This window comes from Humibacter sp., from assembly GCF_035547335.1.
Classification (GTDB): Bacteria; Actinomycetota; Actinomycetes; order Actinomycetales; family Microbacteriaceae; genus Humibacter.
This window is the reverse complement of the sequence record NZ_DASZVF010000075.1, coordinates 17635-39079: the sequence shown is the minus strand read 5'-3', so window position 1 is coordinate 39079 and position 21445 is coordinate 17635. Positions and strand designations below refer to the sequence as shown.

The 21445-nt window shown below is 67.4% G+C and carries 20 protein-coding genes and 1 tRNA gene; 2 read left to right on the top strand and 19 right to left on the bottom strand.

What is annotated here, in order from left to right; translation table 11 throughout:
* Positions 1-49: 49 nt before the first annotated feature.
* Positions 50-1279: a winged helix-turn-helix domain-containing protein gene (locus VHB92_RS15080; protein WP_325454586.1), complete on the top strand. Its 1230-nt coding sequence runs from the start codon at positions 50-52 to the stop codon at positions 1277-1279.
* A 118-nt stretch (positions 1280-1397) separates the two neighbouring features.
* On the opposite strand, the gene mctP is transcribed toward VHB92_RS15080, so the two are convergent.
* From mctP to VHB92_RS15040, 8 genes are all read right to left on the bottom strand, one after another.
* Entirely contained in the window at positions 1398-3134 is a 1737-nt protein-coding gene (mctP, locus tag VHB92_RS15075) for a monocarboxylate uptake permease MctP (RefSeq protein ID WP_325454585.1), read from the bottom strand.
* Entirely contained in the window at positions 3131-3427 is a 297-nt protein-coding gene (locus VHB92_RS15070) for a DUF3311 domain-containing protein (RefSeq protein WP_325454584.1), read from the bottom strand. The genes mctP and VHB92_RS15070 overlap by 4 nt, the downstream gene beginning before the upstream one ends.
* A 196-nt stretch (positions 3428-3623) precedes the next feature.
* Complete coding sequence (locus VHB92_RS15065; RefSeq protein ID WP_325454583.1) at positions 3624-4529, bottom strand: M48 family metalloprotease; 906 nt, start codon at positions 4527-4529, stop codon at positions 3624-3626.
* Between the two features lie 54 nt (positions 4530-4583).
* Positions 4584-5150, bottom strand: coding sequence for a LemA family protein (locus VHB92_RS15060; RefSeq protein WP_325454582.1), 567 nt, complete (start codon positions 5148-5150; stop codon positions 4584-4586).
* 199 nt (positions 5151-5349) lie between these two features.
* The gene (locus VHB92_RS15055) at positions 5350-6687 is read right to left on the bottom strand and encodes a D-arabinono-1,4-lactone oxidase (RefSeq protein ID WP_325454581.1); all 1338 of its coding nucleotides are present in this window, start codon (positions 6685-6687) and stop codon (positions 5350-5352) included.
* Entirely contained in the window at positions 6684-7943 is a 1260-nt protein-coding gene (locus VHB92_RS15050) for an alanine racemase (protein ID WP_325454580.1), read from the bottom strand. Before VHB92_RS15050 ends, VHB92_RS15055 begins: the two co-directional genes overlap by 4 nt.
* Before the next feature lie 73 nt (positions 7944-8016).
* Positions 8017-9294, bottom strand: coding sequence for an MFS transporter (locus VHB92_RS15045; RefSeq protein WP_325454579.1), 1278 nt, complete (start codon positions 9292-9294; stop codon positions 8017-8019).
* Complete coding sequence (locus tag VHB92_RS15040) at positions 9291-9959, bottom strand: TetR/AcrR family transcriptional regulator (RefSeq protein ID WP_325454578.1); 669 nt, start codon at positions 9957-9959, stop codon at positions 9291-9293. Before VHB92_RS15040 ends, VHB92_RS15045 begins: the two co-directional genes overlap by 4 nt.
* A 217-nt stretch (positions 9960-10176) precedes the next feature.
* On the opposite strand from VHB92_RS15040, the gene VHB92_RS15035 reads away from it, so the two are divergent.
* Positions 10177-10905: a VIT family protein gene (locus VHB92_RS15035; RefSeq protein ID WP_325454577.1), complete on the top strand. Its 729-nt coding sequence runs from the start codon at positions 10177-10179 to the stop codon at positions 10903-10905.
* 47 nt (positions 10906-10952) lie between these two features.
* Here the strand turns inward: VHB92_RS15035 and VHB92_RS15030 are convergent, their stop codons facing one another.
* The 11 genes from VHB92_RS15030 to VHB92_RS14980 all read right to left on the bottom strand — a co-directional run bounded on the left by VHB92_RS15030 (position 10953) and on the right by VHB92_RS14980 (position 21372).
* Complete coding sequence (locus VHB92_RS15030) at positions 10953-11768, bottom strand: ZIP family metal transporter (protein ID WP_325454576.1); 816 nt, start codon at positions 11766-11768, stop codon at positions 10953-10955.
* A 301-nt stretch (positions 11769-12069) separates the two neighbouring features.
* A tRNA-Leu gene (locus VHB92_RS15025) sits at positions 12070-12143 on the bottom strand.
* Between the two features lie 273 nt (positions 12144-12416).
* Positions 12417-13817 (bottom strand): NAD(P)/FAD-dependent oxidoreductase, encoded by a 1401-nt coding sequence (locus VHB92_RS15020; RefSeq protein WP_325454575.1) that lies wholly within the window; start codon positions 13815-13817, stop codon positions 12417-12419.
* A gap of 39 nt (positions 13818-13856) precedes the next feature.
* The gene (locus tag VHB92_RS15015; protein ID WP_325454574.1) at positions 13857-14372 is read right to left on the bottom strand and encodes a DUF501 domain-containing protein; all 516 of its coding nucleotides are present in this window, start codon (positions 14370-14372) and stop codon (positions 13857-13859) included.
* 4 nt (positions 14373-14376) lie between these two features.
* Positions 14377-14826: a septum formation initiator family protein gene (locus VHB92_RS15010; protein WP_325454573.1), complete on the bottom strand. Its 450-nt coding sequence runs from the start codon at positions 14824-14826 to the stop codon at positions 14377-14379.
* 40 nt (positions 14827-14866) lie between these two features.
* Positions 14867-16147, bottom strand: a complete 1281-nt coding sequence (gene eno, locus VHB92_RS15005; RefSeq protein WP_325454572.1) for a phosphopyruvate hydratase — start codon at positions 16145-16147, stop codon at positions 14867-14869.
* Positions 16148-16341: 194 nt separating this feature from the next.
* On the bottom strand, positions 16342-17244 hold the full coding sequence (locus VHB92_RS15000; protein WP_414653122.1) for a carbohydrate ABC transporter permease: 903 nt from the start codon (positions 17242-17244) through the stop codon (positions 16342-16344).
* Positions 17241-18143, bottom strand: coding sequence for a sugar ABC transporter permease (locus tag VHB92_RS14995; RefSeq protein ID WP_325454571.1), 903 nt, complete (start codon positions 18141-18143; stop codon positions 17241-17243). Before VHB92_RS14995 ends, VHB92_RS15000 begins: the two co-directional genes overlap by 4 nt.
* A gap of 98 nt (positions 18144-18241) precedes the next feature.
* Positions 18242-19618 (bottom strand): N-acetylglucosamine/diacetylchitobiose ABC transporter substrate-binding protein, encoded by a 1377-nt coding sequence (gene ngcE, locus VHB92_RS14990; RefSeq protein WP_325454570.1) that lies wholly within the window; start codon positions 19616-19618, stop codon positions 18242-18244.
* A gap of 72 nt (positions 19619-19690) precedes the next feature.
* Positions 19691-20446, bottom strand: coding sequence for an SIS domain-containing protein (locus tag VHB92_RS14985; protein ID WP_325454569.1), 756 nt, complete (start codon positions 20444-20446; stop codon positions 19691-19693).
* Positions 20443-21372, bottom strand: coding sequence for a MurR/RpiR family transcriptional regulator (locus VHB92_RS14980; protein WP_325454568.1), 930 nt, complete (start codon positions 21370-21372; stop codon positions 20443-20445). Before VHB92_RS14980 ends, VHB92_RS14985 begins: the two co-directional genes overlap by 4 nt.
* Positions 21373-21445: the final 73 nt, after the last annotated feature.

Sequence of the window (21445 nt, the reverse complement as noted above, 5' to 3'; positions counted from 1 at the left end):
CCTCGGCGACGTGCCGTTCGTTGTCGGGGGATGCCGGTAGTGTCGCGGCGTGGCATCCTCCGCTCGTCCGGCGACCATCTCTCCTGCTCTGGCGCGTCGCGTGGCACTGGCTGCGCAGGGGTTCGGACGTCCCCGGCCCGCCACGGTGGGCACGCGGCAGCTCAACGGGTTGCTGGACCGCATCGGCCTGCTGCAGATCGACTCCGTCAACGTGTTCGAGCGCAGCCACTACCTTCCCGTCTTCGCGAGGCTGGGCGCCTACGACAAAGGTCTGCTCGACGCGATCACACTGCGGCCGCGTGCGCCACACACAGAGTACGTCGCTCACGAGGCGGCGTTCGTGCGCAGGGAGGACCGCCCGCTGTTCCGCTGGCGCATGGACGAGTTCCGCGCAAAGTACGCGCCCGATGCGGATGCCTGGAACGCCTCGCACGGCCGCACGGCCAGTTGGGTGCTGGACGCGCTCGCCGCCAACGGCCCGATGGCCGCCAGCGAGATGGAGCACGAGGACAACGTGCGCAAAGGTCCGTGGTGGGGCTGGTCGGATGTGAAACGCACGCTCGAGCTGCTCTTCCGGTTCGGCGACGTGGCCATCGCGGGGCGCAACAGGTTCGAGCGGCGCTACGCCCTTCCGGAGCAGGTGTTCCCGGCGGCGGTGCTCGAGGAGCGCGTCGAGACGGCGGATGCCGTGCGCGAGCTCGTGCGACGGTCGGTGCGTGCGCTCGGCATCGGCACACTCAGCGACATCGCCGACTACTACCGGCTCAAGTCCGCGCCGGCCGTGCAGGCGTTGCGCGACCTCGAGGATGCCGGAACCGTGCGACAGGTCCAGGTCGCCGGGTGGGAACGGGCGGGAAAGCCGCTCCCTGTGTGGCTGGACGCCGACGCGCGGCTGCCGCGGGAGGTGCGGGCATCCGCGCTGTTGTCGCCGTTCGACCCGATCGTGTGGGAGCGGGCGCGGGCGTTGCGCATGTTCGGACTCGACTACCGCATCGAGATCTACACGCCCGCGCCGAGGCGGGTCTACGGATACTACGTGCTGCCCATCCTCCAAGACGAGGCGATCGTGGGACGGGTCGATCTGAAGAGCGACCGGAAGGCCGGAGTGCTCATCGTGCAGGCCGCCTGGGCGGAGGCGGAGGCCGACGCGGACACCCCTGGCAGGCTCGCGGAGCTGCTCAGGGATGCCGCCGAGTGGCAGGGGTTGTCCGCCGTGCACGTACGAGACCGCGGAACGCTGGCCGGTGCGTTGCGCTCCGCGATCGCCGAAGCCGCCTGATCGTCGCGGCGTGGCGCGTCCGCCGGACCGGAGGGCTCGCGGCGAGACCCTCCGCTCCGGCGACGATCGCTCCGCCGATCTCCGTCGGATCAGGCTCCGGCGGATCAGACTCCGGGGCTCAGGCGCCGCGGCTGTCCAACTCCGGCTCGAGCGGAGGCTGCCGCTGCTCGATGGCCGCCACCTTCGGGTCGTTCTCGTCTGCGCCGTAGTCGGACGGGCGGGTGACGTCCGTCGTGTCCTTGACCTTGAACAGACGAAGCACGAGCGTCACCACGACCGCGATGAGCGCGTTCAGCACGAACGCCGAGACCCCGATGTAGACGGGCACGGTCGTGAACGGGAACGGCGCTATCGAGCCGCCGAAGTGAGCGTGCGTCGCGGGGTTGATCACGTTGTACGCCGCGATCGTGCCGTACAGGATGCCTGCCGCCCATCCCGCGAACAGCGCCCACTTGTTGAACCACCTCGTGTAGAGGCCTGCCACGATCGCCGGGAACGTCTGCAGGATCCAGATGCCGCCGAGCAGCTGCAGGTTGATCGCCGAGGACTGATCCATGCCCAGCACGAACACCAGCGCGCCGAGCTTCACGAGCAATGACACGAGCTTGGAGACGTTCGCCTCGTGCTTCTGCGTGGCGTTCTTCTTGAACAGGTCCCGGTAGATGTTGCGAGTGAACAGGTTGGATGCGGCGATCGACATGATCGCAGCGGGCACCAGCGCCCCGATGGCGATGGCCGCGAGCGCGATGCCGCTGAACCACGAGGGGAACGAGTCGAGGAACAGCTGTGGCACCACCAGCTGCGCGTTGACGGCTCCGTTGGTGTCGATCGGCTGCGTTCCGGCCTTGATCGCCACGTATCCGAGAAGGGCGAGGAACCCCAGCATCAGCGAGTACAACGGCAGCACCATGGCGTTGCGCCGGATCGTGTTGCGGCTCTTCGTCGCCAGGAGCCCGGTCACGGAGTGCGGGTACATGAACAGCGCCATGGCGCTGCCCAGGGCCAGCGTCCAGTAGGCGTTGAAGCTGCCGGCTCCCGGGATGACGGCCCCGAACGGTGCGCCCGTCGCCGGGTTGGTGGCGCTCAGCTTCTTGTCGGCCGCGCCGAAGATGCCGTCCCAGCCGCCGAAGTGCGCAGGCAGGTAGGCGATGGCGACGATGATCGCGATGTAGATCAGCACATCCTTGACGATCGCGATCAGCGCGGGCGCGCGCAGACCTCCCGTGTACGTGTAGGCGGCGAGCACGATGAACGCGATGATCAGCGGCAGGTCGGCCATGAACGGGTTGGTGTTCGAGCCCAGCCCGAGCACCGTGAGCACCGCCTTGATGCCGACCAGCTGCAACGCGATGTACGGCATCGTGGCGATGATGCCCGTGACGGCCACGGCGACGGAGAGCCACCTGCTTCCGTAACGACCGCCCACGAAGTCGGCCGGGGTCACGTACCCGTGCCGGTGCGAGACCGACCAGAGCCTGCTCATCAGCAGGAACACGATCGGGTACAGCACGATCGTGTACGGAACGGCGAAGAATCCGCTCACGGCACCGGATGCCCACATGGCGGCAGGCACCGCGACGAACGTGTACGCCGTGTACAGGTCGCCGCCGAGCAGGAACCATGTGATCCAGGTGCCGAATCCCCGGCCGCCGAGACCCCACTCGTCGAGCGAGTTGAGGCCGCGCGCGCTCGGATCCGTACGCCACCGCGAGGCGAGGAAGCCGATCACCGCAACGACGACGAAAAGCACGATCACGACGATGAGCGCCACCCAGTTGACGGGCCGGTTGCCGTGCGCATCCGGCCCGGTCGCGGCGACCGCCTGGCCGGCGAGGGCGAGCAGGTGAGCGGTCATCGGTCGCCCTCCCTCGGCTCGGCAGGCCGCGCGTCGTGCCCGCGCACGGCGTCACGGCGGCGCCTGTCCTCCTTGCGCATGATGAGGTAGGCGACACCGAGAAGCCCTGCTGCGATGAACACCCAGAGCAACTGGTACCAGTAGAAGAACGGCATGCCCCACAGGGCCGGTTCGGCCGACGCGTAGATGGGCACGATCAGCGGCATGATGATCGCGAGAGCGATCAGGATGCCGGCGATCACGTAGGGAACGGGCCTCGCGGGCGCTCGGGTGGGAATGTCGGGGTCGGACACCTTCGTCTCCTTGACACTTCTCGAAGCCTCCGGACAGCCCGACGGTCGCCGAGCGTTCCGGGCGCCGTCTCGTCCCCCGTCTGCGGGGTCCAGCGCAGAGACAACCTTTCACCCAGCGGTCAGTGCGCGTCAAGGGGTTTCTCAGCTACGAGATCTCTGCCCGACCGGAACGCGACGCTGACCGGTCAGCATGTGCTCAGAACGTGCTGCCGATCTTCTTCAGACGGGCGATGCGCTCCTCGATCGGCGGGTGCGTAGAGAAGAGCCTGCTCATCAGCGTCGGCTTCAACGGGTTCGCGATCCACAGGTGCGCCATCGAGCTGTTCTGCCTGCGCATCGGTCGCCCGTACTGCTCGAGCTTGGCCAGCGCGCTCGCCAGCTCGTCGGGGTTCCTCGTGGTCATGGCGCTCGTGGCATCCGCCAGATACTCGCGCTGCCGCGAGACGGCGAGCTGCACGAGCGAGGCCATCAGCGGCGCGAGAACGAGGGCGACGATGCCGACGATCAGCAGGATCGGGTTGCCTCCCCCTCCGCCGTTGTTGTTGTTGCGGTTGTTGCCGCCCGCGAACGCGCCGAACATGCTCATGCGCAAGAGGATGTCGGCGACGAGGCCGACGGCGACCGTGAGGCCGAAGACGATCATCGACACCCGGATGTCGTAGTTGCGCACGTGTCCGAGCTCGTGCGCCATCACGCCTTCGAGCTCGCTGTCATCCATGATGTCGAGCAATCCGGTGGTCGCAGCCACCACGGCATGCTGCGGATCGCGTCCCGTCGCGAACGCGTTGGGCGCAGGGTCGTTGATGATGTACACCTTCGGCATCGGCATGCCGGTGGCGATGGAGAGGTTCTCGACGGTGTTCCACAGCCGGGGGTTGTCGGACTTCTGGATCTCCACGGCCCCCGAGGCCATGATCGCCTGGCCGGATGCCGCGAAGTACTGGATGAGCGCGTACGCGATGGCCACCACCATCACGACGATGAGGATCGTCCAACTGTTGAAGAGGTAGCTGGCGAGCCAGCCGAGCAGGCCGATGATCACCAGGAAGAAGAAGATGATGAACACTGTGTTCCGCTTGTTCGCGGCGATCGCCCTATACATACACGGGTGCCCTGTGGTCGACGGATGCCTGGTGCGTTACGGTGCGCCGGCCGGCTAGAACTGCACGCGCGGAGGCTCGGCGATCGCGTTCGCGTCAGCGACCTCGAAGAACTCGCGCGCGGTGAATCCGAGCCGCCTGGCGAAGATGTTGTTCGGGAACACCCGGATCTTCGTGTTGAACTCGCGCACCCCGCCGTTGTAGAACCGTCGCGCCGCCTGGATCTTGTCTTCGGTGTCGACCAGGTCGGACTGCAGTCGGAGGAAGTTCTGGCTCGCCTGCAGCTGCGGATACGCCTCGGCCACCGCGAAGATGCTCTTCAGCGCCGACTGGATGTGGTTCTCCGCCACCGACGCCTCCGCCGGTCCACTGGCGGACAGGGTCTCGGCACGGGCCTTCGTCACGTCTTCGAAGACGGTCTTCTCGTGCGAAGCATAACCCTTGACGGTCTCGATCAGATTCGGGATGAGATCGGCACGCCGCTTGAGCTGCACCGTGATGTCGCTCCACGCCTCGTCCACGCGTACGTTCAGCGTGACGAGCGAGTTGTACGTCGCCCAGAAGTAGATGCCGATGATCACCAGAATCACGACGATGATGATGACGGGGATCAGCCATTCCATGGCGTGCTACTCCTTGCGAGCGTTGGGCGGGCGTGTCCTGACGACACCCGGTCATCTTACTCGGAGGCCTACGACGCTCTGCCCGTTCCCACGACACTCGGAGCAATGGCCTGGCCGGCGCACAGCCGGCAACGAGGAGAACGGCAGCCGGGCATCCTCTCCCACGCTCCTGCGGCCGGTCGAACGGGGTCCGACGGCGTCACCCGCCCGAGGCGCGCACCTTCACCGGCCCGAGCACCGACCTGAGGTAGCGGTTCTCGAAGACGCCGGCCGGATCCAGCCGGTCGCGTGCTGCGACGAAGTCGTCGAAGCGCGGGTACGCGGGGCGAAGATCGTCGACGGTGCGTCCGTGCATCTTGCCCCAGTGCGGGCGCCCGTCGTGGCCGCGCATGATGGCCTCGACGGCGGCGAAGTACTCGGTGGGGTCTTCGCGGAAGTAGCGGTGCACGGCGATGTAGCCGGTGTCGCGGCCGTACGCCGTCGACATCCAGTTCTCGTCGGCCGCTGCGGAGCGCACCTCGACGGGGAACGAGATGCGCCATCCCCTCGTGCGGATGAGCTCGTCCACCTCGCGGAGCGCGTGCGGCACCGCCCCACGAGGCAGCGCGTACTCCATCTCGCGGAACCGCACGGAACGGTCGCTGACGAAGACGCGCGGTGAGTCGTCCGTGAACTCGCCGTTGCCCATCAGCCTGCCGGCGAGGCGGTTCACGGACGGCACCAGCGGCGGAATCACGGATCCGAGCGCACAGATGCCGCGATAGGCACCGTTGGCGATCAGCTCGTCCCCCACCCACGCGCCGAGGCGACCCCGAGGGCGCCGTTCGGCACCGGCATCCAGGCGCGTGTTCGTCTTCGTGACAGCGGTCTCGGTGTGCGGGAACCAGTAGAACTCGAAGTGATCCTCGTTCGCGGACCGCTCGAGGTAGGCATCCAGCACCTCGTCGAGCGGCTCGGAGCGCTCGACGGCGTGCAGCAGGAACGCCGGTACGCACTGGATCGTGACGTCGACGAGCACGCCGAGCGCTCCGAGGCCGAGCCGGACGGCGGGCAGCAGCTCGGCGTTGTCGGTCTCCGTCACCTCGAGGAGGGACCCATGGCCCGTGACGAGCGTGACGCCGACGATCTGCGTCGCGAGCCCGCCGAACCGGCCACCTGTGCCATGGGTGCCCGTCGAGGTGGCGCCCGCGATGGTCTGCCTGTCGATGTCGCCCATGTTCTCCAGCGCGAGCCCGTACGGCGCGAGCAGCTCGGGCAGCCGGTAGAGGTTGGTTCCCGCGCCGAGCGTCACGCGACGGGACGCCTCGTCGACCGAGATCACGCCGCTCAGCTGGTAGAGGTCGAGCTGTACGCCAGGGGCCACCGCGATACCGGAGAAGCTGTGACCGGCGCCGACCGGTTTGACGTGGAGCCCACGCTCGGCCGCCGCCACGACGGCCCGCTGCACCGCCTCGGCATCGCGAGGACGCTCGACTCGCGCGGGCCGGATTCTCTCGCTCCGGCCCCAGTTGCGCCACACAGCGCCCGTGGCCGTCACAGGAACGCCTTCCCCTCGCCGCGATATGTGCGAGCGGAGCCGACGACCGCGCCGCCCTCGACCAGGGCGAACTCGTCGACGTGCTCGCTCAGCTCGCCCGACTTCGTGTGCCGGAACCACACCCGATCGCCCAGACGCAGTCCCGCCGCGTTGTCGCCGCTGACCGGGGTCTGCACCTCCCCGGCCATCTCTCGGGGAGCCATGTGCAAGCCGGTCGGCCACGCGATGGCCGGCAGACGGTCCGGCGCAGGCGGACCGGATGCCACCCACCCTCCCCCGAGCATGGTCGCGCTGCCGCGCTCCGCCTTGCGCACGACGTCGAGGGCGAACGCGGCGGCGGGCGCGGGCGAGAACGCCCGGTAGTTGTCGAACAGATGGCCACCGAGGAGCCCACTGCCGGCACCGATCTCGGTGACCGACGGATCGGCGGAGGTATACTCCAGCGAGCCCGTGCCGCCGCCGTTGACGAACTCCAGGTCGGCGATGGCGCGCACGGCGGCCACCGCTCCCGCCCGGCGCTCGAGCAGCTCCGCCTTCGAGTTGCGTTGCATCCAGCGAACTGTCGCGGCGTATCCCGGCCGACCGCGCGGAGCGTCGCCCTGCCCGGCGATCTGAGCCTCGTACGCCATCATGCCGACGAGCGTGTATCCGGGCCGGGAGACGATGTGCGCCGCCAGGGCCGCGGCCTCGTCCGCGGTGTGCACCGGCGACCGGAAGACGCCGATTCGGCCGACCGGGCCGAGCCACGAGGCATCCAGTTCGAGGGCGACACGCAGGTTCTCCCGCTCGTCCGGCGCCACCACGCGGTCGATGAAGTCGAGGTGCTCGACGGAGTCGACCATGAGCGTCACGCGACGGGCGAGCTCAGGCGACGAGGCCAGCCGGCGGATCGCGGTGCGGTCCGCGCTCGGGTAGCCGAGCACAACATCCTCGATGGCCGCGTGGTCGTCGTCGCCTTCGGACAGCCACAGCGCTTCGGGCAGCGTGTAGGCGAGCACGCCGCGGAAGCCGGGCAGCGCGAGAGCCGCGTCGAGCACGTCGCGCACGCGCACGGACTTCGAGGCGATCCTGATCGTCGTGCCTGCCGCGCGGCGGAGCATGTCGTGCGCGTTCGCGCGCAGTGCGTCGAGCTCGAGCACCGCGACGGGCGCATCCAGGTGCGCCGTCGCGGCGGTCAGCGACGGCCAGTACAACGCGGGATTGCCCCAGCGACGGCGGGAGGCTGCTGGGGGCAGGGAGATGTCGATCTGGTTCATGGGAGGGGAGGTCTCCGGATGTTGTCGTTGCGGTAGTCGGGCATCGGGGCGAAGCCATCCGTGCTGACGGTCATCAGCGCACCGACCTCACTCGCGACACCGCAACGGCACCCGCGAAGGCGAAGACGGCGCCCATGATGAAGAGGCCGGTGAAGCCCGCGACGAAGACCAGGAGCGCGCCGAGCAGCGGTGCCGCCGCCTGCGGCACGGCCGTCGCGATGTTCATGATCCCGAGGTCCTTGCCGCGCGTCTCGGGGTCGGGAAGAACCTGCGTCGCCAGCGCCTGGTCGACGGCCAGGAAGCATCCGTAGCCCAGCCCCAGGAGTCCGGCCGCCACCATCGCGACGCTGAACAGCGGAACGAAGGCGAGGATGAGCGCGGCCAGCGCCTGCAGCGTCGAGGACAGGAAGACGAACGCCTTGCGCCTGCCGAGCACGTCGGACAGGCGGCCGAGCACGAGGGCCGCGAGGATGACGAACACCATGTAGATGAGCACGAGCACGATGAGGTCGTCTTCGGCGTGCTTGTCACCGAGCCCGAACTCGAGGAAGTACAGCAGCAGGCTCGTGCCGAACGCATTCCCGAAGTTGACCAGCACGCGGCTGAGCAGGGTCCAGCCGAAGTCGGGGTAGCGCTTGGGGCTGATCCAGAGCGAGTCGACCATGCCGCGGAACGACCAGGGCGAACGCTGCTCGCGCAGAAGCACGGCATCCGGAATGAACAGGAACGGGATGACGAGCACTACGAGGAGAACGGCCATGGCGGCGTATCCGAGGAACGTGCCGAGCGCGAGCATCGTGACGAGGAGGATGCCCGCGATGATGCCGACGGCTTGCGGCGCGGAGAGCCAGCCGGAGACGTACCCTCGCTGATCCACCGGGACCTGGTCGCTGATGGTCGCGGTCAGCGCGGCCGTGAGTACGCAGAACCCGGTCAGTGCGAGGCACCAGAAGACGCCGATGCCCACCATGCTGTGCTGCACGCCGAGCACCAGCAACGACAGGGCGAAGATCAGGGCGCCGGCGGCGATCCACGGCCGGCGTCGACCGAGTCTGCTGGTCGTGCGGTCGGAGAGCGCGCCGGTCACGGGGAAGGCGACGATGGCGCACAAAGCCGAGATCCCGGAGATGATGCCGAACGCCACCACGTTCTGCACCCAGTCGTCGGTTCTCAGTTGGTCCTGGATCTGTGCCGGGAGCAGTAGCTGCACCGGTGTGAGCTGGGCCATCCAGACGCCGAGCCAGGCGAGGGCGAACGCCGCGATCCATCGCCCGCCCACCGGACGGACCGGCTCGGAGAAGACGCCGACGGTCGATGGCGCCCGGCCGGCCGTCGCGTTGTCGGCGGTCATGCCTGCGCTCCCGTCGACAGCCGGTTCCGCGAGGCGGCAGCGGCCTCGGCTTCGCTCGGCGAGAGCGGTTCGCTGAGCCGGGCGATGGCATCCGCCGCGAAGTCGATGAACCGATGCGCCGCGGCATCGTCTCTCGTGGCGAGCCAGGTCGACGTCAGTCCGTCGGTGAGGGCCACGATCATGCAGCCGATCTCCTCGACCGGCCGGCTCCACCGCGCATCGACGAGTTCGGCGGCGGCGCGAAGCGAGGTGACCGCGAGAGCGAAGTAGCTCTCGTACTGCAGCCGGGCGAGGTGCTCGGCACCCGGCGTTCGCTGCGAGTACTGGGAGAGCTCGAGCATGGCGCGCTCGTGATCCGGATCGGCGGCGATGCCGGCGAAGTAGTGCTCCAAGCCGCTCTTCAGCGCCTCGCGCATGTCAGCGGGAGCGGATGTCGGCGCCATCGCGGGCAGGATCGATCTCTCCTCCTGCTCGAGCACGTGTCTCACGACCTCGCGCATCAGCTCGTCGCGGGACTCGAACGCGTAGTGGAAGGATGCCTGCGGCATCCCCGCCTCCGACGCGATAGCGCGGGTCGTCGCGCCGGCGACAGCGTCGCGCGCGATCACGCGCAGGGCCGCGTCGACCAGCGCGGTGCGACGCTCGGACACCGACATGCGCGTCATGCGCGGAGCCGTTCGGATCGTGGTGTGAGGTGGTTGTGCACGAACTGCTCCTGCTCCTCGTTGAACAGAGAGAACGGGACCGACGGAAGGGCCCGTCAACCGAACTGGGTCAATCGCCCCAGTATGCATGATCGCCAGCGCGGACGCACGCCAGGGGCGGGTTCAGGTATGCCAAGCCTTGCTGGATACGACGCGCGACGTGTGATGTGCTTCGAACATGTCCGAAGAGAATGTTCCCGTACCGGGTCAGCATGAAGATGAGCCGCATCGCGGCGGGATGGCGCAGCGGCTGAACTGGCTTCGCGCCGGCGTGCTGGGGGCGAACGACGGAATCGTGTCGGTGGCGGCGATCGTCGTCGGCGTCGCGGGTGCGACAACCGGTATCGGCCCCATCGTGGTGGCAGGTCTTGCTGCGCTCGTCGGCGGAGCGGTTTCGATGGCGCTCGGGGAATACGTGTCGGTCAGCAGTCAGCGCGACAGCGAGCGAGCGCTGATCGCGAAGGAGACCGAGGAGCTCGCCACCATGCCGGAGGAGGAGTTCGAGGAGCTCGCCGGGCTCTACCGGGCGAAAGGGCTGTCGGAGAAGACCGCGTACCTGGTCGCGACCGAGCTCACCGAGCACGACGCCCTTCGCGCGCACCTCTCGGCGGAGCTCGACATCGACCCCGACGACGTCGTCAGTCCGTGGCACGCCGCGCTGGCGTCGGCACTGTCATTCTTCGTCGGCGGCGCGCTGCCGATGCTGACGATCCTGCTCCCGCCGGCGTATCGCATCCCGATCACCTTTGCCGCCGTCATCGTGGCGCTCGGGCTCACGGGGTACGCCGCCGCAGCGATCGGCGGGAGCTCGCGCTGGAGAGCCGCACTGCGAGTCGTGATCGGAGGCGCGATCGCACTGGCGGCCACCTTCATCATCGGACGGATCTTCCACGTCTCGGGGGTGTGAGCGGCACCGTCGGTCAGGTCCGCGCCGGGTGACGATGCCGGCGTGACCTACGCTCCGCCGGCGCTGACGATGAAGTCCGTCACGAAGCCGGCGATCAGGCCGATCATGACTCCGACGTAGAGCGTGTATCCGCGGCCCATCTTGAGCGCGACCCCGATCAACTGCACGAGCACGTAGATGATCGATCCCGCGGCGAGCGCCAGGAAGACCAGGCCTAGCGCGTCGTTGACCACCACGCTGCCGAGCAGTGTCCCCACCAAAGTGGGACCGCCGCCGATCACGCCGAGCATCGCCAGTTGACCCCAGCGCGGTCGTACGGACGACGCCGCCATCGGTGCTGTGATGCCGAAGCCCTCCGTCGCGTTATGCAGGGCGAATCCGATGACAAGGGTGACCGCGAGCTGCAATTGCCCAGAGGCGGCCGACTGCCCGATCGCGAGACCCTCGGAGAAGTTGTGCAGCCCGATTCCGACCGCGATGAGGAACGCGAGCCTGCTGGCGGGGTCGCCGAGCCGGAGCACGCCATGGATCGGCAGGTGCAGCTCGCGAGGTCGGCGGCCGATCCAGCGGTCATAGGCGACGAGCCCGATGAGGCCAACGGTGAGTCCGGCGAACAACAGCGCGGCGAGCCCGATGAACGGCCACCACGACCCGCCGCCCGTCGCTGCCGTGAGCGCGGCATCCACCGGGTCGACGGCGTGCGCGAGCACGTCCCAGAGCAGGAAGAGCAGGACCCCGATGGTGATGGCGTTGAGGAGTGCCCGCAGGCCAACGCCTCGTGCTCGAAGTCTTCCGATCGGAAGGCCGATGAAGATCGTCCCACCCGCGACGATGCCCATCACGATGACGGTGCCTGTGGTCACGCACACTCTCTTCCGATCGGAGGCTTAGGCATACCTAACCTATTGGACGAAAGCCGCTTCCCCGTACCGCAGCCGTTCGTCCCGCTTCGGGCCGCTCGGCTCGCTGGGTGATATCGGTGCGCTGGGTCATATGGATGGCGCAACGATCCCCGCAGCCGATGGGGGCGCGCGGGATGACGGCGAGCGCTTGTCTGGTGGCCTCACGGTCGTGTGCGTCGTCTTCGCGGCCCCCGGCCACGCCTGTCCGGTCGTCCGGCGCGGAAAAGTGCGCAAGCGCCCTTTTCGGGATCTCGATCGCGTGTGCCCCCGCTGGGACTCGAACCCAGACTGCGGCGATTTTAAGTCGCCTGCCTCTGCCGATTGGGCTACGGGGGCGCCCCATCGAGCGGGGTCACACGTAGGTTAGTGCACCCCGCGGCGCGGCCATCCGGCATCCGCCGTCGCGTCCCGAGGACGTCTGCGCTCGCACGAGACCCTGTTGCGCTCAAGAGACCCCGTCTCACTGACAGAGAATGCTCACCGACACCGGATCAAGCGCGTTTTCTGTCAGTGAAGCGCGATCTCGTGAAGGGTCCGGCGCCCAACCGCACGCGGGACGCGAACGGCCACGCGGAATCGGATTCCGCGTGGCCGTTTGCGTCACGATATTCAGCCGGCGACGGATGCCTTCGCAGGCTCCTTCGCGTCGCTCTTCTTGGCCTCGACCTTCGGGGCGGCAGCCTCGACAGCGGGCTTCGGGCGAGCCGCGAACTCCTCGAACACCGCGCGCGGGTTCTGGGTGGTCGCCAGCGACACGTTGTCGCGACCGAGCAGGAAGTCGAGCACCCAGTCTCCGACCACGCGCAACTTGCGCTCCCAGCTCGGCATGGCGAGGCCGTGGTATCCGCGGTGCATGAACCACGCGATCAGGCCCTTGATGGCGAGCTTGCGGTACTGGTAGACACCGATGCCGAGACCGAGACCGGCGACGGCTCCGAGGCTCTTGTGGAAGTACTCCCTGATGCCCTCACCGCGCAGCGACGCGACGATGTTCTTCGCGAGCAGCTTGGCCTGGCGCACGGCGTGCTGCGCATTCGGCACGCAGTATCCGCCGACGCCCATGCCCGTGAGGTCGGGAACGGCCGCGACGTCGCCGCAGCCCCAGGCATCCGCGATGATCTCGTCGTCGGTGCCCACTCGCAGGTCGGCGCGAACGCGAAGACGACCGCGCTCCTCGATCGGCAGGTCGGTGTGCCGCACGATCTCGGGGTTCGCCATGACACCTGCGGTCCAGACGATCAGGTCGGAGTCGAAGCTCTCCCCCGTCGACAGCTCGATGTGCCCGTCGACCGCGCTGGAGAGCTGGGTCTCGAGGTGGATCTCAGCGCCGCGTTGGGCCAGATTCTTGATCACCCAGTGGCTCGTGGGAAGCGACACCTCGGGCATGATCCGGCCCATCGCCTCGATGAGGTGGAAGTGCGTGTCCTCGAACGAGATCTGCGGGTACTGCTTGAGCAGGGCGCTCGCGAAGGCGCGCATCTCGGCGAACACCTCGATGCCGGCGAAGCCGCCGCCGACCACGACGAACGTGAGCAGGCGGTCGCGCTCCGGCCCGGCGGGAAGGGACGCCGCCTTGTCGAAGTTGCCGAGGATGCGGTCGCGGATGGCGACGGCCTCTTCGATGTTCTTGAGCCCGATGGCCTGGTCGGCGACACCCGGGATCGGGAAGGTGCGGCTCACGGCGCCCGCCGTGACCACGACCTGGTCGTACTCGAACTCCCACGGCTCGCCGATGGCGGGCGTGATGGTGGCCTTCTTCTCGGCGTGGTTCACATAAGTGACCTTGGCCGTGATGACGTTGGTCCGCTTGAGGTGGCGGCGGTGCGAGACGACCGCGTGCCGCGGCTCGATCTCACCGGCGGCGACCTCGGGAAGGAAGGGCTGGTACGTCATGTAGGGCAGAGGGTCGACGAGCGTGACCTCGGCCTCTCCCTTGCGCAGCCACTTCTCGAGTTTCCACGCCGTGTAGAAACCGGCGTAACCGCCGCCGACGATCAGGATTTTGGGCACAGTGCAGCGTCTCCTTGAAACGAAAAGTATGCGTCTAATCTACCGCACTGGGTAGTCAGCACATTCACAGGCATCCTGCGACCAGTCGGCGCGGGCCAGCGCGAGATCGCCGATCGGGTTGACGCCCGGCCCCGCCGCCAGGGAATGCGCGGCAAGAGCGTGCAGGCACTTCACTCTGCTGGGCATGCCACCGGCCGAGAAACCGTCGATCTCGTCGACGTGTTCGACGCGGTCGCGGTCGGCGAGGTAGGCGACGTGGGCGCGCTGGTAGGCGGCGCGCAACACTTCGTCATCTTCGAGCATCCCGGTGAACTCCGCCATCACACCGGATGCCTCGAGGCGCGAGAGCGCCGCCGTCGCGGCCGGATGGCTGAGGTAGTACAGGGTGGGGAACGGCGTGCCGTCAGGCAGACGCGGCGCGGTGGCGACGACGGTCGGCGCACCGCAGACACAGCGTGCGGCGATGCCGATGACGCCGCGGGCCGGGCGCCCGAGCTGTGCAGACACGATCTCGATGTCGCGCGCATCCACGGCGTCGAACGGGGGTGTTGTCATGAGGTCACTTCGAAAGCTGGGATGCGGTCTGATCGGTCAGGCCCGCGGTGATGAACGATCCCGAGAGGCTGGTGAGCCAGTCCGACTTGGTGGTCTGGATGCTGGAACTCACGGGCGCGTCCTGCTTCTTCGGCGCAGGCGGGCGATCGTCGATCACAAGATAGCTGGTCTCCCCCGGCATGACGAACAGGAGGCGCTCCCTGGCCTGCGCCTTGATGTAGTCGGGGTCGCTCCAGTCCGCCGCCTGCTTGTGGAGATCGGTGACCTTCTTCGCCGTCTCCGCGTTGGCCTGCTCGAGTCGCGCGATCTCGTGCTGCTGGTCGACGTAGAGGTGCAGCGTCGGCGCCACGACGAGCACGCCGAGCACGACGAGGCCGAGCATCACGAGGCTGAACCACGAGAAGCGGATGCCGCGCAGCCACGACGCGGACGCGCGACGGTTCGAGGCGGGCATGTCTCCAGTCTGTTGCATGCCCGCCACGATCGTCGTGAGGCTACGCCGTGAAGCGCGGGAAGGCGCTGCGTCCGGCGTAGACGGCCGCCGTGTCGAGCTCCTCCTCGATACGCAGCAGCTGGTTGTACTTGGCGACGCGCTCGCTGCGCGCTGGCGCACCGCTCTTGATCTGGCCGGAGTTGACGGCGACCACGAGGTCGGCGATGGTCGTGTCCTCGGTCTCGCCCGAACGGTGCGAGAACATGGTCGTGTAGCCGGAACGGTGCGCCAGCGCCACGGCGTCCAGGGTCTCCGTGAGCGTGCCGATCTGGTTGACCTTCACGAGCAGCGAGTTGGCGACGCCGAGCTCGATGCCGCGGGCGAGACGCTCGGGGTTGGTCACGAACAGGTCGTCGCCGACGAGCTGGATCTTCTTGCCGAGCTTCTCCGTGAGCAGCTGCCAGTTCTCCCAGTCGTCCTCGGCGAGGCCGTCTTCGATCGTGAGGATCGGGTACGAGTCGACGAGGTCGGCGTAGTAGTCGATGAGCTCCGGCGCCGTCCACTGCTTCTTGTCGAGCGTGTACACGCCGTCCTCGAAGAACTCGGTGGCCGCGGCATCCAGTCCGAGCGCGATGTCGGTGCCGGGGGTGAAGCCCGCCTTCTCGATGGCCTTCACGAGGAAGTCGAGTCCCTCACGGTTGCTCGGGAGGTCGGGCGCGAAGCCGCCTTCGTCGCCGAGCCCGGTGCTGAAGCCGGCCGCCTTGAGCTCGGACTTGAGAACGTGGTAGGTCTCTGCACCCCAGCGCAGTGCTTCGCGGAACGACGAGGCGCCGATGGGCGCGAGGAAGAACTCCTGCATGTCGATGCCGTTGTCAGCGTGCTCTCCCCCGTTGATCACGTTGAACAGCGGCACCGGAAGAACGTGGGCGTTGGGTCCGCCGACGTAGCGGAAGAGCGGCAGGTCGGCGGCATCCGCTGCCGCACGGGCGACGGCGAGGCTGACGCCGAGAATGGCGTTGGCGCCGACCCGGCTCTTGTTCTCGGTGCCGTCGACCTCGATGAGCGCGGCGTCGACGGAACGCTGCTCGGATGCCTCGAACCCTTCGATCGCCGGGCCGAGCTCGTCGAGCACGGCGTCGACCGCCTTCTCGACGCCCTTGCCGCCGTATCGGGACTTGTCGCCGTCACGGAGCTCGTAGGCCTCGAACGCGCCAGTGGATGCACCGGAGGGGACGGCCGCGCGGGCGACGGTGCCGTCCTCGAGGAGCACCTCGACCTCGACGGTCGGGTTGCCGCGGGAATCCAGAATCTCGCGAGCGCCTACAGCCTCGATCAAAGCCACAACGGTCTCCTTCAGGGAAGTACGGAAGATGGACGAGTGTCCGCCGCACAGTTTAGCCGCGACTGAGCCGAGGCTTTCGGGGAGCTCGCTCCCCGAACAGCCGAGCCGATGGAGCGGTTGAGCAGCGCAGCGCGATACCGGCGCACAAGAAGGGCGGCCGCCGAAGCGACCGCCCTCCCCGGTGGTGCTTGCGACTACTTCGACGTGCCCTGCGACACGGAGCCCTGCAGCTGGCGCTGGAAGAACACGTAGACGATCAGCACAGGGATGACGGTGATGACGACGGCCGCGTAGAGCGCTCCGAAGTCGACCGAGTAGCCCGCCTGAGAGGCGAACTGCGCCATGCCCTGGGTGAGCACGTAGTTGTTCTGGTTGGAGTTCAACGCCACAGGCAGCAGGAACTGGTTCCACAGGCCGAGGAAGTTGAAGATCGCCACCGCGGCCATGCCGGGCGTGGCCATGGGCAGCATCACCTGGAAGAACGTGCGCCATTCGCCCGCCCCGTCGACCTGCGCCGCCTCGTAGATCTCGTCGGAAAGACCCTGGAAGAACGAGTACAGGAAGAACACCGTGAACGGCAGCGCGAACGCCACGTACGTGAGGATCAGGCCGGGCAGCGTGTTCAGCAGGCCGATGCCCTGCAGGATCTTGAACAACGGCACGATCGCCAGGAACGGCGGGAACGTGAGCCCGGCGAGCATCAGGTAGTAGATGGCCCGGGCGCCGAAGAACTTGAACCGCGCGAGCACGTACGCGCACATGGCGCCCAGGATCATGACGATCACGAGCGCGCTCACGACCACGATCAGCGTGTTCGCGAAGTAGCTGCCGATGCCCGACCCGTTCCACGCGTTCACGTAGTTCGTGAAGTCGAGCTTCTGGGGCAGGCTGAACGGGCTGTCGAGGATCTGCTTCGTCGTCTTGAACGACGACATGAACACCCACAGGAGCGGGATGCCGACGATCAGCGACCACGCGATCAGCAGCACGTGCGACGCGGTGCCGACGGCCACGTCGCCGCCGGTGAGCCTCGTCTTGTTCGGGGCGCGCAACGCCTTCTTCGGGCCGGCGCTGACGGACTGTGCTGTGGCAGTCACGACCTGCCCTCCTCTCGGCCCTTGCTCAATCTGTTCACCGTGAAGACGATCGCGGCGAACAGCAGGGTGATCGCCGCGAGCACGACGCCCATGGCCGTCGCATAGCCGAACTGGCCCTTGCGGAACGCCGTATTGAACAGGTCCTGGCTGATCACGAGGGTGGTGTTCGCAGGGCCTCCCGCGTTCGGGAACAGCGCGGACATGTAGACGAAGGAGTCGAGGGCCGCGATGCCCAGGTAGATGTATGCGGTCTGGATGTTGTCGCGGATCGACGGGATCGTGATCGACAGCGCCGTGCGGAACCGTCCGGCGCCGTCGAGGCGCACTGCCTCGTAGATCTCGGCAGGGATGCTCTTGATCGCCGCGACGAACAACACCGTGTAGAACCCGATGAAGCCCCAGATGATCACGAACATGGATGCGGGCAGCGCTGTGGCGACCTCGCCCAGCCAGGCGAAGTTGTTGAAGTTGTGCAGGCCGATCGCCGTCAGGAATCCGTTCAGCAGGCCGGCGCTCGGGTCGTACACCTCGGCCCAGATCAGGCCGATGACGATGGCCGGGATGCAGTACGGGAAGAACGACACCGTGCGGTAGAAGCCGGCGCCCTTCACTCCGCGGATCTGCCCCTTGCTGGGACCGGCGACCGTGACCACACTGGCGATGATCAGGGCCACGAAGATCGTGACGAACGGCACGACGATTCCGAGCAGGATGCAGTTGAGCACCGCGTGCATGAACGTCGAGTCCTGCGCGAGGTCGATGAAGTTCTTGAAGCCGATGAAGTTCATCGTCGGCGAGAACCCGCCCCAGTCCGTGAGCGAGTAGTAGAGCGCCTGCACGAACGGGAGGATCACGAAGATCAGGAAGATCGCCAGCGGCAGGATGAGGAACACCGCCATGAAGCTGACCCTGTCGAAGGTCCACCTCGACGTGCGGCGGCGCCCGGGGGGCGGCGGCGCAAGCCGCCCCCCGGTCGTCGTAGTGCTGTTCGGAGCTGTCACTTGGATGCCGCGGCCTTGTCCGAGATCGCCTGCATCTGGGCCGTCAGCTGTGCCACCGTCGCCTGCCCGGACAGGAACGAGTTCCAGATCACGAGCTGGTCGGTGTTGAGGCCGTACAGGCTGGCGAACTCCCAGTCGAAGATGTTCTTGCCTGCGGCGTCGAGCATCTTGGTCTGGGACACGAGCGCCGTCGATCCGAAGCCGTCGGAGGGCACGAGACCCTTGACGATCGTCGGGGCGAGACGCGTCTTCGAGAAGTTCGTCGCGGCATCCTTGGAGAGCATGGCGCGCATGATCTCCTTGCCGCCCGCGACGTTCTTGCCCTGGGAAGGAACGATGTACGGCTCGCCGGCCGCTGCGCGCAGCGCCTCGTACGGCAGCTTGGGGCTGTCCGTGACGGTGGGCTCAGGAGCACCGGTCATCTTGAAGTTCGGCGCGGTGGCCTTCTTCATCTCGTTCTCGATCCAGCCGCCTGACGGGTAGAGGATCGCCTGCTCGTCGTTGCTCCACTTCGCCTGTGCCGCGGTGAACTGCGTGCCCGCGCCACCCGGAATGAAGTATCCGGCCGCCACGATCTTCTCGAGGGCGTTGAAGACATCCTGGATCGGCTTCTGCGACCAGGCGTTCTTCTCCAGGTTGTTGACGGCGTTCATGACCTCGAGGCCGCCCTCCTTGATGGCGGAGTCGAGAGCCATGGTGAGGTAGTACGTCGCGGCTTCCTTGCCCCAGACGAACAGGTACTTGCCCTTGGCCTTCGCCTTGGCGCCCAGGTCGAGCGCCTCGTCCCAGGTCTTGGGCGGGGTCCAGCCGTTCTCCTCGAACAGCGAGGCCGAGTACCAGATCGCGTACACCGTCATCACGTAGTTCATGGCGACGAACTTGTTGCTGAACGTGCCAGGCGTCTTGACGTTCGGGTACAGCGTATCGGCGATCTTCTTGCCCTCGTAGTTGTTCGCCTCGAAGACGTCGTCGAGGGTCTCGAGGCTCTTCAGGATCGTGTTGAAGCCGATCTGGTTCGCACCCGAGTTGTCGATGAGGTCCGGCGGGTTGCCGCCGACGAAGCGAGGCTGCAGCGACTGCGCGATGTTCGTCTGCGGAGTGACCTTGGACTTGGTCTTCCACTTCTTGTCGACGAGCTTCGACGCGAACGTGACGTAGTCGTATCCGTAGCCGCCGTTGAAGATCACGGCGTCGATGCTCGAGCTCTCCTTGATGCCGAAGGGGTTGCTCGCCGACTTGGTTCCGCCCCCTCCGCCGTTTCCGCTGCCACTGGAGCAGGACGCGAGCGAGACAGTGATCGGCACGGCCACCGCGGCGGCGAAAGCACCGCGCAGGAACGTGCGCCGGTCCAGTCCTCTGTTTTCTGTGGTCATGGTAGGAGTGTTGCCTTTCCGTTTTCTCGAATGTGTAGGTGGTGCGTCAGGTAGGACCGGATCGTCGAACGCTCAGGCGGTCCGGCTGATTCGGTCTCGATAGAGGTCCTCCAATGCCTTGTTGTGCTCATCCCCGCCCGGAATGTTCGCCGAGATGTAGACGGGCGGGGTCTTTCCGGTTCCGGCGATGCGCTCGGCGACCGCGATGGTCAGCAGCTGGGCGATGAACGCGGCGGTGATCGAGGAGATCGCACCGACCTTCACGCCGTCGCCGAGCTCGAGCGTGGCGTCGCCGTACGGCGCCTTGTTGTCGATCACGACATCCGCGACATCCTTCAGCTTCAGGCCGCTCGGATGCTTCGGCTCGACCGCCTCGGTGTGCTGCAGGCTGGTCACGGCGATCACCTTGTGACCGGTCTCCTTGGCCTTCAGCGCCATGCCGACGATGGAGCCGTTGACTCCGGAGTTCGACGCGATGAGAAAGACGTCGCGCTCGCCCACCGGCGAGAGATCGAACAGTTCGTCGACGACGGACGGGTCGCGCTCCAGGCCGCTGCCGCCGAGGATGTCGACACCGCGGGAGCCGTGCAGCACGACATCGCGCAACGCGATCCGGTTCGTCGGGATGAGCCCTCCAGCACGACCGGCGACCTCCATCGCGAACGCCTCCGAGTGTCCGGTGCCGAACGCCTGGAGCACGCCTCCAGCGGCTACGCACTCGACCAGCAGGTCGATGGCAGCGTCGAACGCTCCGGCATCCGCCTCTTCCGTCAGTGCGGCGATGCGGGTGTCGGCCTCGTTCCGGAAGGCGTCGAACAGGTGGGTCATGCGTGCTCCTTGTCGTGGGGGACGTCGGTGAACATCTCCGAACCGAACTCCAGTTCCTTCGCGGTGCGGCGACCCCGCAGCGGACGCCTGTGCGGCGACACCGCCTGAGCCGACACGGACAGCATCGTCGTGGTGCGTCCGAAGTTCTGTTGCGCCACGAGGAGGTAGAGCAGATCGAGAACGAAGAGCTGAGAGTGCTTGGCGCTGAGGTCGTCCGGCTGCAGGAACTGCTCGTTCGCGAGCGTGACGATGTGCTCGTCGGCCAGCTGCGCCAGCGGCGACTCGGGGGAGTTCGTCACGGCGACGGTGAGGGCGCCGGCGGACTTGGCCCGCTCGAGCATCTGGATGGTCTCTTCCGTGCGCCCCGTGTTGGAGATGGCGATGGCCACGCAGTGCTCGTCCTGAAGCGCCGCGCTCGTCAGGCCGGAGTGCACCTCGGGCCAGAAGTGCGAGTTGATGCCGATGCGGTAGAGCCTGGACTGCATCTCCTCGGCCATGGTCGCGCTGCCGCCGATGCCGTACAGATCGACGTGGGCGCACGTCGCCACGCGCCCCGCGATGTGCTTGATGCGCTCCAGGTCGATGAACTCCGCCGTCTCGCGCAGCGATCGCGTGTGTGCCGCCAGCAACGTGCTCATGACCTCGGTCGACGAGTCGTCTGGACCGAACGCGCGCCCGATGTCCTCGCTCCAGCGCTCGCGCGCCAGCTCCCGGCCGACGTCCGACGCGACAGCCACCCGGAACGGCGCGTAGCCGGAGAACCCGATGGTGCGGCAGAAACGCGTGACGGTCGCAGGCGAGGCTCCCGCCGCCTCCGCGAGCTCGGTGATCGAGAGCCGAAGCGGCGCATCCGGCGAGTCCAGCAGCAGCTTGGCGATCTTCGCCATTGCCTGCGACATCCGGGGCAGCCGAGACTGGATGCGCATGCCGATTCCGGCCGGCGCCACGGCAGTCCGCGGGGCGCTGTCGCCACGGGCGACGTCGTCGCCACTGAGGGAT